We start from the raw sequence: 15,573 nt of genomic DNA, 5'->3' as shown, positions 1-15,573 counted from the left end.
TCGGCTCAGACGGAGCGGACGGCGACGATGTCGGCGAAGGCTTCGAGCGCCTTGCGGACGGGGCCCTCGGGGAGCGGCGCGAGGGCGGCCTTGGCCTCCTCGGCGCGGGCCTGGACGTAGGCGCGAGCCTCGGCCAGCGCCGGATGGGCGCGGAGGAGGTCGACGCATTCGGTCAGCGCCGCGTCGTCGGTGAGGTCGCTGTCGAGCAGCTCCAGAAGCCGGGCGTCGCCGGCTTCGGTGGAGCGGCGGGCCAAGAGCACCGGCAGCGTGGGGACGCCCTCACGGAGATCGGTGCCCGGCGTCTTGCCCGACTTCTCGGAGTCGGACGCGATGTCGAGGATGTCGTCGGAGAGCTGGAAGGCGACGCCGACGATGTCGCCGTAGGCGAGCAGGGCTTCCTGGATCTCCTTGTCGGCACCGGCGAAGAGCGCGCCGTAGAGAGCCGAGGTGGCGATCAGTACACCGGTCTTCCCGGCCAGCACCTCGAGGTGGTGGTCGACCGGGTCGACGCCCTCAAGTGGCGCGACGCCCTCGAGGATCTGGCCCTCGACGAGCTTGGCGAAGGTGGCTGCCTGGATGCGGACGGCCTCCGGGCCCAGCTCGGCGGTCAGCTCCGAGGAACGAGCGAAGAGGAAGTCGCCGGTCAGGATCGCGACGTGGTTGTCGAAGCGGGCGTTGGCGGAGTCCTCACCACGGCGGACGAGCGCCTCGTCCATGACGTCGTCGTGGTAGAGCGAGGCGAGATGGGTGAGCTCGACGACGCAGGCCGCGGTGACGACCTCGTCGGCGAGCGTCTCCGGCCCGCACTCCGCGGCCAGCAGGACCAGCAACGGCCGGAACCGCTTCCCACCGGCTTCGAGCAGGTGGGTGGCCGCTTCCGTGACGAACGGCGAGCTGCTGCGGGTGTATCCGGCCAGCCGCTCCTCCACGATCGCCAGCCGAGCGCGCAGCCGCTGCTCGAGCTCGGGATCGGTGATCGGGAGAGCGAGTTCAGGGGCTCGATCGGTGGGTGCGCTGGTGCTCACCCGATGAATCCTCCCGCATCCACCAACAGGCTGAGAACAGGGCCCGGAATTACACCCAACAGAACGGTCGCGACAGCGCTCAGCGCGATCACCACGGTGGTGGCGTAGGACGGGGTGACGACGACGGCGGCATCGTCGTGCGCGTCGGTGAAGAACATCAGCATGATCACGCGTACGTAGAAGAAGACCGCGATGACGCTCGAGGCGATCGCGACCGCGACGACAGGCCATTGACCGGCACCGAGCGCGACCGCGAAGACGCCCCACTTGCCGATGAAACCGGCAGTCAGCGGCAGCCCGGCCATCGAGAGCAGGAAGATGGCGAAGGTCCCCGCGACCCACGGGTTGGTACGCCCCAGGCCGGCCCAACGGTCCAGCGAGCCGGCCTCGCCGTTGGGTCCTCGCACCATAGAGACGATCGCGAAGGCGCCGAGCGTCGCGAACCCGTAGGCGGTCAGGTAGAAGAGCACCGCTTGGGTGGACCCGAAGGAGTCGTTCTGCACGCCGAGGAGCCCGGTGAGCAGGAAGCCGGTGTGGGCCACCGCGGAGTAGCCGAGCATGCGCTTCACATCGGTCTGGACCACCGCGAACGAGGCACCCAGCAGCATCGTCAGCACCGCGACGACACCGATGGCCGGCCGCCAGATGTCACCCTCGGCGCCGAAGGCGACGTAGAACAGCCGCAGCATCGCGGCGAACGCGGCGATCTTGGTGGCCGCGCTCATCCACGCGGTGACCGGCGTCGGGGCGCCCTGATAGACGTCGGGCGTCCAGGAGTGGAACGGCACCGCGCCGGTCTTGAAGAGCAGCCCGACGGCCATCAGGCCGATGCCGAGCAGCAACAGCGGGCTGGAGCCGTCCTCGGCCACCGCCGCACCGATCTCCGACAGCGACATCGATCCGGCGAAGCCGTAGACCAGCGCGAGACCGTAGAGGAAGATGCCGGAGGAGAACGCGCCGAGCAGGAAGTACTTCAGCGCCGCTTCCTGCGAGAGCAGCCGGCGACGGCGCGCCAGCCCGGTGAGCAGGTAGAGCGGGAGCGAGAGCACCTCGAGGGCCACGAAGAGCATCAGCAGGTCGCCGGAGACGCAGAAGAGCATCATCCCGCCGACCGCGAACATCATCAGCGGATAGACCTCGGTGTGCTCCAGCCCGCGCTGGGAGGCCGTGCGCTCGGCAGGTGTGCCCGGCAGCGCAGCTGCCTGACCCGCGAAGGCGCTCACGCCGTTGTCGAGACGGCGCTCGGCGAAGAGCGCGACGCCGCCGAGCGAGACCAGCAGCACCAGACCCTGGGAGAAGGCTCCGGGTCCGTCGACGATGAGGGCACCCTCGCCCGTCGCGACGCCCAGGTGCGGCCCGGCACCGACGATCACGGTCCCGGCGAGCGCGGCGGCGAGCCCGGCCAGCGCCAGGGAGACCTGGGTGTTGAACCGCGCGGCGCGCGGCGCGAAGGCCTCGACCACGACGCCGACGCAGGCCGCGCCAAGCACCAGCAGGACGGGCCACAGCGTGGCGTACGAAATTCCGGGAGACTCGAACATCGCGTCACTCACCTGCCTGGATGACATCAACAAGAGGAGCTACGACCGGTTGTGCCGCTGAGATCAGCGGGCCGGGGACGAAGCCGAAGAAGAGGAGTGCGACCAGCAGCGGTGTGATCACACCGATCTCCCGGCGGTTCAGGTCGGCGACCGGTTGCTTGGAGACCTGAGGCGGTCCGGTGAAGATCCGCTGGTAGGCCCAAAGGACATAGATCGCGGCGAGCACGATCGCGGAGACCGCGATGACGCCGACCAGCCAGTGGTAGTCGAAGGCGCTGATCAGGACCAGGATCTCGGAGACGAACTGGGAGAGCCCGGGTAGACCGGCGGTGGCCAGACCGGCAATGAGGAACGTGCCGGCGAGCACCGGTGTCGCCTTCTCGAGCCCACGCATCGACGAGATCGACGCGGTGCCCTTGCGGGTGATCAGGAAGCCGGCGATCAGGAACATCGCCGCGGTCGCGACACCGTGGTTGACCATGTAGAGGATCGACCCGACCAGGCCCTCGCGGGTGGCCGCGAAGATGCCGAGCGTGATCAGTCCGAAGTGGCTCAGCGAGGTGAGACCGATCAGGCGGAGCAGGTCGTCCTGCCCGATCGCCAGGACCGCGCCGTAGACGATCGAGATCAGCGCGAGCACCACGACGACCGGGGTCGCCCAGGCGGACGCCTCCGGGACCAGGCCCAGGCAGAGCCGGATCATGGCGAAGGTGCCGATCTTGTCGAGGATGCACACCAGGAGCACCGACGTCGCCGGGGTCGCATGCTCGGTCGTGTCCGCCAGCCAGGTGTGCACCGGGAACAGCGGCGCCTTGACCGCGAACGCGATGAACATCGCCACGAAGATCCAGCGCTCCGCCGTGGTGCCGATGTCGAGCTGGGCGAGGTCGCTGATCAGGTAGGACGGCGGGCCGGCCTGCGAGGAGACGACGTAGAAGCCGATCAGCGCACCGAGCAGCACCAGGCCACCACCGAGCTGGAACATCAGGAACTTGACCGCGGCCTTGGCCCGACCGGGACCGCCGTTCTGGCCGATCATGAAGTACGCCGGGATCAGCGTGGCCTCGAAGGCGATGTAGAAGAGGAACAGATCACCGGCGAGGAAGGTGAGCAGCGCGAAGGCCTCCAGGGCCAGCGCCCAGGCGTACCACCGCTTGTCGTGGTCCTTGACCGCCGCCACCATCACCAGCGGCACCAGGACGACGGTCAGCATCACCATCAGCTTGCCGAAGCCGTCCATCTCGAGCGCCCAGTGGACGCCGAGCGGCTCCATCCAGACGCGGTCGGTGTCGGGGGCCGTGAACATCGTCACGATGCCGGCGATCAGGGTCGCGACCGCGAAGCCGAAGGCCCACATCTTGGGCCGGGCCGGCATCACCGCGGTGACCAGCGCACCTACGAACGGGATGAGGATGAGGATTGTGAGCATCAGTTGACCACCAGGATCGCGAGGGCCACCAGCACAGTGCCGCCGAGGACGGAGAGGGCGTAGGAGCGTACGTAACCGGTCTGTGCCTTGCGGAGCTCACCGGCGATCGCCACGAGAGCGACCGGGCCACCGCTCATCAGGCCGTCGACCACGTACTTGTCGGTCGCGACGGCACCGCGGGTGAGCGCCATCCCGGGCGGCACCACGACGTCCTCGACGTGCGGGACGTGCAGGTAGGGGGTCGGCTCGGTCGTGGTCGGGCGGCGCCCGAAGACGAACCCGGCGGCCGCGACCCCGATCGCGACGACGAGCACCGCGAGCACCGAGGTCGCCCAGACCGGGAGCGGGCCGTGGTGGCCGCCGTGGCCGATGGCGACGACCGGCTCGAGCCAGTGCTCGATCCAGCCACCCAGGGCGAAGACTCCTCCCAGGACCGACAGCGCGGCCAGGACCACCAGCGGGCCGGTCATGATCCGCGGCGACTCGTGCGGGTGTACGCCCTCGGGCCAGCGCTTGCGTCCGAAGAAGGCGAGCATCATCAGACGGGTCATGTAGAACGCGGTCACACCGGCGGCGAGGAGGGCGAGGATGCCCACCAGCCAGCTCTCTGCGAAGGCGACCTCGAGGATCTTGTCCTTGGACCAGAAGCCGGCGAACCCTGGGAACCCGATGATCGCCAGATAGCCCATCGCGAAGGTCACGAACGTCACCGGAAGGGCCCGGCTCAGGGCGCCGTAGTGCTTGAGGTTCACGTCGTCGTTCATGCCGTGCATCAGGGACCCGGCCCCGAGGAACATGTTGGCCTTGAAGAAGCCGTGGGTGAGCAGGTGGAAGATCGCGAACGCGTAGCCCGGCCCGCCCAGCCCGGCGGCCAGCATCATGTAGCCGATCTGGCTCATCGTCGAGCCGGCCAGGACCTTCTTGATGTCGTCCTTCACGCAGCTGATCGCCGCACCCCAGATGATCGTGACCAGGGCGACGACCACGACGGCGGTCGAGGCGGCCTCGGCGGCGTCGAAGACCACCGAGGACCTGACGATGAGGTAGACGCCTGCGGTCACCATCGTGGCGGCGTGGATCAGCGCGGAGACCGGCGTCGGGCCCTCCATGGCGTCCAGCAGCCAGCCCTGCAGCGGCACCTGGGCGGACTTTCCGCAGGCCCCGACGAGCAGCAGGATGCCGAGCCAGTTGAGGGTGGTGGTGCTGGTCTCGCTGATGTCGATCGCGGAGAACGACGTCGACCCGAAGGTGACGAAGCAGAGCGCGATCGCCAGCGAGAGCCCCATGTCGCCGACCCGGTTCATCACGAACGCCTTCTTGGCGGCAGCAGCCGCCGACGGCTTGTGCTGCCAGAAGCCGATCAGCAGGTAGGACGCCAGACCGACGCCCTCCCAACCGAGGAAGAGGCCGACGTAGTTCTCCGCCAGCACCAGCATCAGCATCGCGGCGAGGAACAGGTTGAGGTAGCCGAAGAACCGGGTGCGGCGCTCGTCGTCGGCCATGTAGCCGACCGAGTAGATGTGGATCAGCGTGCCGACACCGGTGATGAGCAGCAGGAACAGGCTGGAGAGCTGGTCGTAGAGGAGGTCCATCCCGACACTGAGGTCGCCGGTGTCGAACCAGGTGTAGAGGTGCTGGACGACCTGCCTGCTCTCCTCGTCGCGACCGAGGGTGGCGATGAAGAGGACGAGCGACAGCACGAAGGACGCACCCGCGAGCCCGACCGCGAGCCAGTGCCCGACCCGGTCGAAGAGCGCCGGCGCCAGCGGGCGCCCGATCAGGATCAGGGTCGCACCGGCCAGGGGCAGCGCGATGACCAGCCAGATCAGCGAGAAGACCCCGTCTGCCTCGATGGGGTTGGCGAGTGCAGCAGTTACCACTTGAGCATCCTTGGCTCGTCGACCGAAGCCGTGTTTCTGGTGCGGAAGATGGTCATGATGATCGCCAGCCCGACGACCACCTCAGCGGCAGCGACGACCATCACGAAGAACGCGGTCACCTGCCCGTCGAGGTTGCCGTGCTGCCGGCTGAACGCCACCAGGGCCAGGTTCGCCGCGTTCAGCATCAGCTCGACGCACATGAAGACGACGATGGCGTTGCGCCTGGTCAGCACCCCGATGGTGCCGATCGTGAAGAGGATGGCGGACAAGATGACGTACGCCGTGGTGCTGTCGGTCATGCGTCGTCTCCTTCGTCTGCATCGGTCGAGCCGTTCGAGACCCCACCGCCGAGGATCGCCGGGACCGACTTCGTGCTCTGCGACCCGTCCGGCAGGAGCGCCGGGGTGTCGTTGCTGTTGTGCCGCGCGAAGGTGCCCGGTGGGGGCAGCGGGCCGAGGTGCTTGCCACTCTTCGCGTAGTCGGCGACGCGGCCCTGGGCCAGGTCGGTCTGGGTCTGCTTCGGGTCGATCCGCTCCCGGTGGGCCAGCACCATCGCGCCGATCGCGGCGGTGATCAGCAGCGCGCTGGTCGCCTCGAAGGCGATCACGTAGCGGGAGAAGAGAAGGTCGGCGAGGCGCTGTACGTTGCCGCCCTCGTTGGCGCTGGACAGCCCGCGCATCGTGCCGATGCTCGCCTGGCCGACGCCCGTGATCAGGATCGCTCCGAGCCCGACGCCGAGGACGACCGAGAGCACCTTCTGCCCCGCGATCGTCTCCTTCAGAGCGTCGGAGGTGTCGACCCCGACCAGCATGATCACGAACAGGAACAGCATCAGGATCGCGCCGGTGTAGACCACGATCTGCACCGCGAACAGGAACGGCGCCTCCAGCATCGCGTAGATCATCGCGAGCCCGATCATGACGACCGCCAACGAGAGCGCGGCGTGCACGGGCTTGCGCGCGAACAGGAGCCCCAGCGCCGCGATCACCATGATCGAGGCGAGGATCACGAAGCTCATCGATCAGACTCCTTGGGCTCCGGCGCGTAGTAAGACGTGTCGTCGTTGCCCAGGAACATCGGGTGCGGAGGCGCCTCCATCCCTGCCTCGAGCGGGGCGAGCAGATCCTGCTTCTCGTAGATCAGGCTCTCGCGCGAGGTGTCGGCGAGCTCGTACTCGTTCGTCATCGTCAGCGCCCGGGTCGGGCAGGCCTCGATGCAGAGTCCGCACAGGATGCAGCGCAGGTAGTTGATCTGGTAGACGCGGCCGTAGCGCTCACCCGGCGAGTAGCGCTCCTCCTCGGTGTTCTCCGCGCCCTCGACGTAGATGGCGTCGGCGGGACAGGCCCACGCGCACAGCTCGCACCCGACGCACTTCTCCAAGCCGTCGGCGTGGCGGTTGAGCTGGTGTCGACCGTGGAAGCGCTCCTCGGTCGGCTCCTTCTGCTGCGGGTACTGCTCGGTGACCGGCTTCTTGAACTGTGTCTTGAAGGTCACCGCGAACCCGCTGACCGGGTCCCAGAACCGCTCCTTGAACGTGCGGTCGTCCTTGCTCACTTTGCCTCCTCAGGCAGTGCATCCTCAGGAGAGGGAAGAATGCGTACGCCGCTTCTCGTCGGCTCCACGGCGCTCGGTCCGAACACCAGCGGCTGGGCGGCGCCGCGCACGGCCCCACCCTGCGGCAGCGCGGGGATGGGGTAGCCGCCGGGCGCCTCGGCGACCTGGGGCTCCTTCTCCGGAAGCCGGTTCAGGAAGCCGAGCACGACCACCACGGTGATGGCCAGGCCGAAGCCGAAGAGGATCCAGTTGGGGCTGAAGTCGCCCTGGATCGCGGACATCTTGATCACCGCGACGATGACGATCCAGGCGAGGCTGGCGGGAAGGAGAACCTTCCAGCCGAGCGACATGAACTGGTCGTAGCGCAGCCGAGGCAGCGTGCCGCGCAGCCAGATGAAGACCCAGATGAAGAAGAACATCTTCAGGAAGAACCAGAGCACCGGCCAGTAGCCCTCGTTGGCGCCGGCCCAGATGGTGCCGAGGCCGAGCGGTGCCCGCCAACCGCCCAGGAAGAGCGTTGTGGCGAGCGCGCAGACGGTGGCCATGTTGATGTACTCGGCCAGGAAGAAGAGCGCGAACTTCAGGCTGGAGTACTCGGTGTGGAAACCACCGACCAGCTCACCCTCGGCCTCAGGCAGGTCGAACGGTGCGCGGTTGGTCTCGCCGACCATCGAGATGCAGTAGATCAGGAATGACGGCAGCAGCAGGGCGCCGAACCACCAGTCCTTCTGCGCCTCGACGATCTGGCTCGTGGACAGGCTCCCGGCCATCAGGAAGACGGTGACGAGCGCCAGGCCCATCGAGACCTCGTAGGAGATCATCTGGGCGCTGCTTCGCAGGCCACCGAGCAGGGAGTACGTCGAGCCCGAGGCCCAGCCACCGAGCACGATCCCGTAGATGCCGATGCTGGCGATCGCCATCACGAAGAGCACCGCGACCGGCATGTCGGTCAGCTGCAGGGGCGTCTGTACGCCGAAGAAGTTGACCTCGGGGCCGAACGGGATCACCGAGAACGTCACGAAGGCCGGCACCGTGGCCAGGATCGGCGCGGTGATGAAGACGATCTTGTCGGCCTTCTCCGGAGTCAGGTCCTCCTTCAGCGCGAGCTTCACGCCGTCGGCGAGAGATTGGAGCAGACCGAACGGTCCGTGCCGGTTGGGGCCGATGCGGTGCTGCATCCGGGCCACGACCTTGCGCTCCCACCAGATGTTGAACAGCGTCAGCACGACGCAGACGACGAAGACCAGCAGGACCTTGATCGCGATGATCCACCAGGGGTCCTGACCGAACTGCTCCAGCCCGTTCACTGCTGTGCTCCCTCGATGGTGACGGTCGAGCCAGGCGAGGCCAGATCAGCCCATACGCCGCGCCCGAAGCTGTTCGTCGGGACCCAGACCGTGTTGTCGGCCATCTCGGCGGGCAGCGCCGGAAGCGTCCAGCTGCCCCGGTCACCGGTGATCGTCACGACGTCGCCGACCTCTTCGTGGAGCGCGACCGGAATGCGTACGAACGCCGGCCGGGCGGTCGCGGCCAACGCCTTGTCGCCGCTCTGCAGCGTCCCGTTGTCGAGCATCAAGCGCCAGGTCGCCAGCCGAAGACCGCCCCCGTCGGTCGAGCCGCCGGAGCCGCTGGGCGGAGGCGTGTCGAGACCAACACGGTCCCCTGTCGCGCTCGATGAAGCCGTGTTGGTTTCGGCACCGCTCGCTGCGCTCGCGGGCTCAAGCAGCGAGGTCGCGATGTGTCCGAGGACCTCGGCGTCGGAGTAGGCGGCCGGCTTGTCGAAGACCTTCTCGAACGGGCGGCGGCGGCCCTCCCAGGTGACGAAGGTGCCGGCCTTCTCCGAGGCGGCAGCGACAGGGAGTACGACGTCGGCGCGCTCGGTCACCGCGGTGACCCGCTGCTCGAGGCTGACCACGAAGCCGGCCTGGTCGAGAGCGGCCAGGAAGACGGCGGGGTCGGCGGTGTCGTCAGGGTCGACCCCGGCGATCAGCAGCGCGTCGAGACCACCGCGGACGATGGCCTCGGCATCGAGACCGCCTTCGCCGGGAAGCAGGCCGGCCTCGACTGCACCCCGATCGCCGGCGCGACGCGGCACCCAGGCGAGCCTGGCACCGGTGCGATCAGCGAGCTCGGCGGCCGCGGCGTAGGCGCCGGGGCTGGTCGCCAGTCGCTCGCCGACCAGGATCACCGAAGCCTCGGTGACGTCGCTGACCTGCGACAACGCCTCCGCCTCAGCACCGGGAGCGGTCAGGACGACCGCGGCTCCGAGCTTGCGGGAGCCCTCCGATGCGTACGGGCTCAGGGCGGTGATCCGCAGCCCCTGCTGGTTGGCCTTGCGCAGCCTCAGGAAGAGGGTGCCGGCCTCGTCCTCGGGCTCCAGGCCGGCCAGGACCACGTGGTCGGCCGCGTCGAGGTCGGCGTAGGTGAGCGAGGTGCCGGCCACGCGCGAGCGCAGGAACTCGGTCTCCTCCTCCGACAGCGGACGCGAGCGGAAGTCGATGTGCGGGGTGCGAAGCGTCTCGCGGGCGAAGGTGGCGTAGGCCTTCGCGTCCTCCAGCGTCAGGCGGCCACCCGGCAGCACCCCGACCGAGCCGGCGCCGGCCAAACCCTGGGCGGCGACCGCGACGGCCTCCAGCCAGGACGCCGGCCGGAGCTCGCCGTCCTCACGGACCATCGGCGAGGTGAGCCGCTCTCGGACCGCGTAGCGGAAGCCGAAGCGGTCCTTGTCGGAGATCCACTCCTCGTTGACCTCCGGGTCGTTGCCGGCGAGGCGACGCATGACCTTGCCCCGGCGGTGGTCGATGCGGATCGCGGCACCGCAGGCGTCGTGCTCGGCGACGCTCGGGGTGGAGACCAGGTCGAACGGCCGAGCGCGGAAACGGTAGTCGTCCGAGGTCAGCGCGCCGACCGGGCAGATCTGGATGACGTTGCCGGAGAAGTAGGACGAGAACGGCTTGTCGTCGGCGATGCCGATCTGCTGCTGCGCACCACGCTGGATCAGCGCGATCCCCGGGTCGCCCGGGATCTCCTCGGCGAAGCGGGTGCAGCGCTGGCAGACGATGCATCGCTCCCGGTCGAGCAGGACGTTGGGGCTCAGGTTGATGGGCTTGGGGAACGTACGCTTCGTCCCGTCGAACCGGGTCTCCCCCTGACCGTGGGACATGGCCTGGTTCTGCAGCGGGCATTCCCCGCCCTTGTCGCACACCGGGCAGTCGAGCGGGTGGTTGACCAGGAGAAACTCCATGATCCCCTGCTGCGCCTTCACGGCCGTGGAGTTCTGCGTCTCCACCACCATGCCCTCGGCGACCGGGATCGTGCACGAGGCCTGCGGCTTCGGGAAGCCGCGGCCGTTGCCGGCGTCGGGGATGTCGACGAGACACTGCCGGCATGCCCCGACGGGCGCGAGCAGCGGGTGGTCGCAGAACCGCGGGATCTCGATCCCGACCTGCTCGGCCGCCCGGATCACCAGCGTGCCCTCTGGCACGGTCACGTCCTGGCCGTCGATCTTCACGGTGACGTCAGTCATTGGGCGATGCCTCCTCACGGGTGGTCTCGTCAGGCTCGACCACCGATTCCGCCCATGCGGTCGACTTCTTGGGGTCGAACGGACAGCCCCCCTGTTCCAGGTGGGCCAGGTATTCGTCCCGGAAGTATTGGATCGAGCTCGTGATCGGGCTCGTCGCGCCATCACCCAGCGCACAGAACGAGCGGCCGAGGATGTTGTCGCACTGGTCGAGCAGCAGGTCGAGGTCCTCCGGCTTGCCGTCGCCCTTCTCCAGCCGCTCCAGCACCTGCACCAGCCACCAGGTGCCCTCGCGGCACGGGGTGCACTTGCCGCAGGACTCGTGCTTGTAGAACTCGGTCCACCGCAGCACCGCCCGGACCACGCACACCGAGTCGTCGAAGATCTGCAGCGCGCGGGTGCCGAGCATCGAGCCGGCCGCGGCGACCCCTTCGAAATCGAGCGGCACGTCGAGGTGCTCGGCCGTGAACAGCGGCGTCGAGGAGCCGCCCGGGGTCCAGAACTTCAGCTCGTGACCTGGGCGTACGCCGCCGGCCAGCTCGATCAGCTTTCGCAGCGTGATGCCGAGCGGAGCCTCGTACTGGCCCGGTCGCTTGACGTGGCCCGAGAGCGAGAAGATGCCGACGCCGGCGGACTTCTCGGTGCCCATGCCGGCGAACCAGTCGGCGCCGTTCTTCACGATCGCGGGCACCGAGGCGATCGACTCGGCGTTGTTGATCACGGTCGGGCTCGCATAGAGACCGGCGACGGCCGGGAACGGGGGGCGGAGCCTGGGCTGCCCGCGGCGCCCCTCGAGCGAGTCGAGCAGCGCGGTCTCCTCGCCACAGATGTAGGCCCCGGCACCGGCGTGCACGACCAGCTCGAGGTCGTAGCCGGAGCCGTGGATGTTCTTGCCGAGGTGGCCGGCGGCGTAGGCCTCACGGACCGCGGCCTGCAGCCGCCGGATCACGTGCAGCACCTCGCCGCGTACGTAGATGAAGGCTCGCTCCGCCCGGATGGCGTAGGAGGAGATGATCACGCCCTCCACCAGGGTGTGCGGGCTCGCCATCATCAGCGGGATGTCCTTGCACGTGCCCGGCTCGGACTCGTCCGCGTTGACCACCAGGTAGCGCGGCTTGGGGTTCTCGGGGTCGGACGGCGGCAGGAAGCCCCACTTCACCCCGGTCGGGAAGCCGGCGCCACCGCGGCCGCGGAGTCCGGAGTCCTTGACCATCGTCTGCACGTCCTCGGGAGCCAACCCGAGGGCGACGTCGAGCGCGTCGTAACCGCCCTGCTGGGCGTAGGCGGGCAGCGTCCAGGCCCGCTCGTCGCCCCAGTTGCTGGTCAGCACGGGGGTGAGAGTGTCAGTCATCGGACGCCTCCTCGGCGATCGTCTCCGACTCGGCGCGACGGGTGTCGGCCTCCTCGACGGCCTCCGGCATCTCCTCGGTCACGTCGGCGGAGCCGTGCGCGTCACCGGGGGCGGCCCAGCCGCGCTCACGGGCGAGCTCGAGGCCGACCAGCGACTCCGGCCCAGCAGCGGGCCCCTCGTCGACGAGCCCGTCCTCGAAGCCGGCCAGGACCCGCTCGGCCTCGCGCCAACTCGTGATCCTGGCTCCGCGCGAAGCCACGACCTCGCGGCCCTCACGCAGGTCGTCGACCAGCTGTGAGGCCGACTCCGGGGTCTGGTTGTCGAAGAACTCCCAGTTGACCATCACCACCGGCGCGTAGTCGCAAGCCGCGTTGCACTCGATGTGCTCGAGCGTGATCGCGCCGTCGGCGGTGGTCTCGTCGTTGCCCACCTCGAGCATCGAACGCAGGCAGGCGAAGATCTCGTCGCCGCCCATGACCGCGCACAGCGTGTTGGTGCAGACGCCGACGTGGTGGGTGCCGACGGGATGGCGCTTGTACATCGTGTAGAAGGTCGCCACCCCGCTCACCTCGGCCGGGGTCAGACCCAGGACATCGGCGCAGGCCTGGATGCCCTCGGGAGTGACCCGGCCCTCGACCGACTGCACCAGGTGGAGCATCGGCAGCAGTCCGGAACGCGCCTGGGGGTAGCGGGCCGCGATCTCGCGCAGCTCGTCGAAGGTCTCTGCAGCAAGCGTCATCGGTCGACGCCTCCCATCACCGGGTCGATGGACGCGATCGCCACGATGACGTCCGCGACCATGCCGCCCTCGGACATGACGCTCGTGGCCTGGAGATTGGTGAACGACGGGTCCCGGAAGTGGACCCGGTAAGGCTTGGTGCCGCCGTCGCTGACCACGTGGGCGGCGAGCTCGCCGCGTGGCGACTCGATCGCGACGTACGCCTGGCCTGCCGGCACCCGGAAGCCCTCGGTCACCAGCTTGAAGTGGTGGATCAGTGCCTCCATCGACTCGCCCATGATGTGGCGGATGTGGTCGAGGGAGTTGCCCTGGCCGTCGGCGCCGACCGAGAGCTGCGAGGGCCAGGCGATCTTCTTGTCGGCCACCATGACGGGCGCGCCGTCGAGGTCCTTCAGCCGCTTGAGAGCCTGCTCCATGATCCGCAGCGACTCCCACATCTCGGCCAGCCGGATCCGGAACCGACCGTAGGAGTCGCAGGTGTCCCAGGTGATGACCTCGAAGTCGTAGTCCTCATAGCCGCAGTAGGGCTGGGTCTTGCGCAGGTCCCACGGGTAGCCGGTCGAGCGCAGGACCGGTCCGGTGAGGCCGAGCGCGAGGCAGCCCTCCAGGTCGAGGTAGCCGACCTGCTCCAGGCGACCCTTGAAGATCGGGTTGGCGTTGCAGAGCGCGGCGTACTCGGTCAGCCGCTTCTTCATCAACTCGATGAACTCGGTCACCCGGGCGTCCGTGTCCTCCGGCAAGTCCTGGGCGATGCCGCCGGGACGGATGTAGGCGTGGTTCATCCGCAGCCCGGTGATGAACTCGAACAGGTCCAGGCACAGCTCACGCTCGCGGAAGCCGATCGTCATCACGGTCAGAGCGCCGAGCTCCATGCCGCCGGTCGCGATCGCCACCAGGTGGGAGGAGATCCGGTTGAGCTCCATCAGCAGGACCCGGATGACGTCGGCCTTCTCCGGCACCTCGGCGCCGATGCCGAGCAGCTTCTCCACCCCGAGGACGTACGCCGTCTCGTTGAAGATCGGCGAGAGATAGTCCATCCGGGTGACGAAGGTCGTGCCCTGGGTCCAGGGGCGGAACTCCAGGTTCTTCTCGATGCCCGTGTGGAGGTAGCCGATCCCGGCACGCGCCTCGGTGACGGTCTCGCCCTCGAGCTCGAGGATCAGCCGGAGCACCCCGTGGGTCGAGGGGTGCTGCGGGCCCATGTTGACGATGATCCGCTCGTCCTTGACGTCCTTGAGGGCGTCGGTCAGGTCGTCCCAGTCCTGGCCGGTGACGGTGAACGTGCGCGCGTCGTCAGCGTCTGTCGCGGTCATGAGTAGCTCCTGCGAGTGTCCGGCGGCGGGATGGTCGCGCCCTTGTATTCAACGGGGATCCCACCGAGCGGGTAGTCCTTGCGCTGCGGGTGGCCGGGCCAGTCGTCGGGCATCAGGATCCTGGTCAGACCCGGGTGGCCGTCGAAGACGATCCCGAACATGTCGTAGGTCTCCCGCTCGTGCCAGTCGAGCGTCGGGTAGATGGCCACCGCGCTCGGCACATGCGGGTCGGCATCGGGAGCGGAGGTCTCGATTCGCACCCGGCGGTTGTAGGTCATCGAGAGCAGGTGGTAGACCGCGTGCAGCTCTTTGTCCTGGTCAGCGGGGTAGTGCACCCCGGAGACCCCGGAGCAGAGCTCGAAGCGCAGCTCGTCGCGGAGCACCTGCAGGGCCTCGAGCAGCCGCTCGCGGCGTACGTGGAAGGTCAGCTCTCCACGGTGGATGACCGCCTCCGCCTCGGTGAAGGCGAGGGCGTCGGCGAGCTCCTTGAACCAGCCACCGTAGGGCTGGACCCCGACATCGCTGGTGCGGCTCGGCATCGCGTGCTGGCGGGTGAGACCGCCGTAGCCGCTGGTGTCGCCGGTGTCCTCCACGCCGAACATGCCGCTGTTCTGGCCGATGTTCTCGTCGCTCACCGAAGCAGTCCCGTCTGGTCGATCAGCGGCAGCTGGCGCAGCGCGGCGGTCTCGTTGGCGACCTCCTCGCGCTCGGCGTTGACGCCCAGCGTGCCGCCCTGGATCTTGTCGTGGAGCTTGAGGATCGCGTCGATCAGCATCTCGGGCCGCGGCGGGCAGCCGGGGAGATACATGTCGACGGGCACGATGTGGTCGACGCCCTGGACGATCGCGTAGTTGTTGAACATCCCGCCGCTGCTCGCGCAGACGCCCATCGCGAGCACCCACTTCGGCTCGGGCATCTGGTCGTAGATCTGGCGCAGGACCGGCGCCATCTTCTGGCTCACCCGGCCGGCCACGATCATCAGGTCGGCCTGCCGCGGCGAGGCGCGGAAGACCTCCATGCCGTATCGGGCCAGGTCGTACTTCGGCCCGCCGCTCGTCATCATCTCGATGGCGCAGCAGGCCAGGCCGAACGTCGCCGGCCACAGGCTCGCCTTGCGGAAGTAGCCGGCCATTCCCTCGACGGTGGTGAGCAGCACCCCGCTCGGAAGCTTTTCTTCTATACCCACGCCTGTCCTCGCTTCGCTGCGGGCAGCCGCGG

Annotated in this window: 14 protein-coding genes; all 14 read right to left on the bottom strand. The window is 68.5% G+C overall.

Translation table 11 applies throughout. The annotated features are described in order from the left end of the window. Nucleotides 1-5: 5 nt before the first annotated feature. The 14 genes from ABZZ22_RS16945 to ABZZ22_RS16880 are packed head-to-tail and all read right to left on the bottom strand — an operon-like array spanning nt 6 to nt 15,541. Entirely contained in the window at nt 6-1,025 is a 1,020-nt protein-coding gene (locus ABZZ22_RS16945) for a polyprenyl synthetase family protein (protein ID WP_354933378.1), read from the bottom strand. After that, nucleotides 1,022-2,566, bottom strand: a complete 1,545-nt coding sequence (nuoN, locus tag ABZZ22_RS16940; protein WP_354933376.1) for an NADH-quinone oxidoreductase subunit NuoN — start codon at nt 2,564-2,566, stop codon at nt 1,022-1,024. The genes ABZZ22_RS16945 and nuoN overlap by 4 nt, the downstream gene beginning before the upstream one ends. A gap of 4 nt (nt 2,567-2,570) precedes the next feature. Next, nucleotides 2,571-3,995, bottom strand: coding sequence for an NADH-quinone oxidoreductase subunit M (locus ABZZ22_RS16935; RefSeq protein ID WP_354933374.1), 1,425 nt, complete (start codon nt 3,993-3,995; stop codon nt 2,571-2,573). Further along, a complete protein-coding gene (gene nuoL / locus ABZZ22_RS16930; RefSeq protein WP_354933372.1) occupies nt 3,995-5,875 on the bottom strand; it encodes an NADH-quinone oxidoreductase subunit L in 1,881 nt (626 codons plus the stop codon). Before nuoL ends, ABZZ22_RS16935 begins: the two co-directional genes overlap by 1 nt. Continuing rightward, the gene (nuoK, locus tag ABZZ22_RS16925) at nt 5,869-6,174 is read right to left on the bottom strand and encodes an NADH-quinone oxidoreductase subunit NuoK (RefSeq protein ID WP_354933370.1); all 306 of its coding nucleotides are present in this window, start codon (nt 6,172-6,174) and stop codon (nt 5,869-5,871) included. Before nuoK ends, nuoL begins: the two co-directional genes overlap by 7 nt. Next, the gene (locus ABZZ22_RS16920; protein ID WP_354933368.1) at nt 6,171-6,893 is read right to left on the bottom strand and encodes an NADH-quinone oxidoreductase subunit J; all 723 of its coding nucleotides are present in this window, start codon (nt 6,891-6,893) and stop codon (nt 6,171-6,173) included. Before ABZZ22_RS16920 ends, nuoK begins: the two co-directional genes overlap by 4 nt. Continuing rightward, nucleotides 6,890-7,429, bottom strand: coding sequence for an NADH-quinone oxidoreductase subunit NuoI (gene nuoI / locus ABZZ22_RS16915; protein ID WP_354933366.1), 540 nt, complete (start codon nt 7,427-7,429; stop codon nt 6,890-6,892). The genes ABZZ22_RS16920 and nuoI overlap by 4 nt, the downstream gene beginning before the upstream one ends. After that, nucleotides 7,426-8,736 carry an NADH-quinone oxidoreductase subunit NuoH gene (gene nuoH / locus ABZZ22_RS16910; RefSeq protein ID WP_354933364.1) on the bottom strand — a complete coding sequence of 437 codons (1,311 nt, stop codon included), beginning with the start codon at nt 8,734-8,736 and terminating at the stop codon, nt 7,426-7,428. Before nuoH ends, nuoI begins: the two co-directional genes overlap by 4 nt. Then, the gene (locus ABZZ22_RS16905) at nt 8,733-10,955 is read right to left on the bottom strand and encodes an NADH-quinone oxidoreductase subunit G (RefSeq protein ID WP_354933362.1); all 2,223 of its coding nucleotides are present in this window, start codon (nt 10,953-10,955) and stop codon (nt 8,733-8,735) included. Before ABZZ22_RS16905 ends, nuoH begins: the two co-directional genes overlap by 4 nt. Continuing rightward, nucleotides 10,948-12,303: an NADH-quinone oxidoreductase subunit NuoF gene (nuoF, locus tag ABZZ22_RS16900; protein WP_354933360.1), complete on the bottom strand. Its 1,356-nt coding sequence runs from the start codon at nt 12,301-12,303 to the stop codon at nt 10,948-10,950. The genes ABZZ22_RS16905 and nuoF overlap by 8 nt, the downstream gene beginning before the upstream one ends. Beyond that, entirely contained in the window at nt 12,296-13,042 is a 747-nt protein-coding gene (gene nuoE / locus ABZZ22_RS16895; RefSeq protein WP_354933358.1) for an NADH-quinone oxidoreductase subunit NuoE, read from the bottom strand. The genes nuoF and nuoE overlap by 8 nt, the downstream gene beginning before the upstream one ends. Next, nucleotides 13,039-14,355, bottom strand: coding sequence for an NADH-quinone oxidoreductase subunit D (locus tag ABZZ22_RS16890; RefSeq protein ID WP_354933356.1), 1,317 nt, complete (start codon nt 14,353-14,355; stop codon nt 13,039-13,041). The genes nuoE and ABZZ22_RS16890 overlap by 4 nt, the downstream gene beginning before the upstream one ends. Further along, nucleotides 14,352-14,990, bottom strand: a complete 639-nt coding sequence (locus tag ABZZ22_RS16885; protein ID WP_354933354.1) for an NADH-quinone oxidoreductase subunit C — start codon at nt 14,988-14,990, stop codon at nt 14,352-14,354. Before ABZZ22_RS16885 ends, ABZZ22_RS16890 begins: the two co-directional genes overlap by 4 nt. Then, on the bottom strand, nt 14,987-15,541 hold the full coding sequence (locus ABZZ22_RS16880; protein WP_354933352.1) for an NADH-quinone oxidoreductase subunit B family protein: 555 nt from the start codon (nt 15,539-15,541) through the stop codon (nt 14,987-14,989). The genes ABZZ22_RS16885 and ABZZ22_RS16880 overlap by 4 nt, the downstream gene beginning before the upstream one ends. Nucleotides 15,542-15,573 lie beyond the last annotated feature (32 nt).

The organism is Nocardioides sp. NPDC006273 (assembly GCF_040613495.1).
Classification (GTDB): domain Bacteria; phylum Actinomycetota; class Actinomycetes; order Propionibacteriales; family Nocardioidaceae; genus Nocardioides.
This window is presented reverse-complemented; position numbering and strand designations above follow the sequence as displayed.

Excerpts from the sequence above, each read along its gene's own strand:
- ABZZ22_RS16890 (WP_354933356.1), bottom strand. The coding sequence starts at position 14,355 with ATGACCGCGACAGACGCTGACGACGCGCGCACGTTCACCGTCACCGGC.
- nuoE (WP_354933358.1), bottom strand. The coding sequence starts at position 13,042 with ATGACGCTTGCTGCAGAGACCTTCGACGAGCTGCGCGAGATCGCGGCC.
- ABZZ22_RS16920 (WP_354933368.1), bottom strand. The coding sequence starts at position 6,893 with ATGAGCTTCGTGATCCTCGCCTCGATCATGGTGATCGCGGCGCTGGGG.
- nuoF (WP_354933360.1), bottom strand. The coding sequence starts at position 12,303 with ATGACTGACACTCTCACCCCCGTGCTGACCAGCAACTGGGGCGACGAG.
- ABZZ22_RS16935 (WP_354933374.1), bottom strand. The coding sequence starts at position 3,995 with ATGCTCACAATCCTCATCCTCATCCCGTTCGTAGGTGCGCTGGTCACC.
- ABZZ22_RS16905 (WP_354933362.1), bottom strand. The coding sequence starts at position 10,955 with ATGACTGACGTCACCGTGAAGATCGACGGCCAGGACGTGACCGTGCCA.
- nuoK (WP_354933370.1), bottom strand. The coding sequence starts at position 6,174 with ATGACCGACAGCACCACGGCGTACGTCATCTTGTCCGCCATCCTCTTC.
- nuoN (WP_354933376.1), bottom strand. The coding sequence starts at position 2,566 with ATGTTCGAGTCTCCCGGAATTTCGTACGCCACGCTGTGGCCCGTCCTG.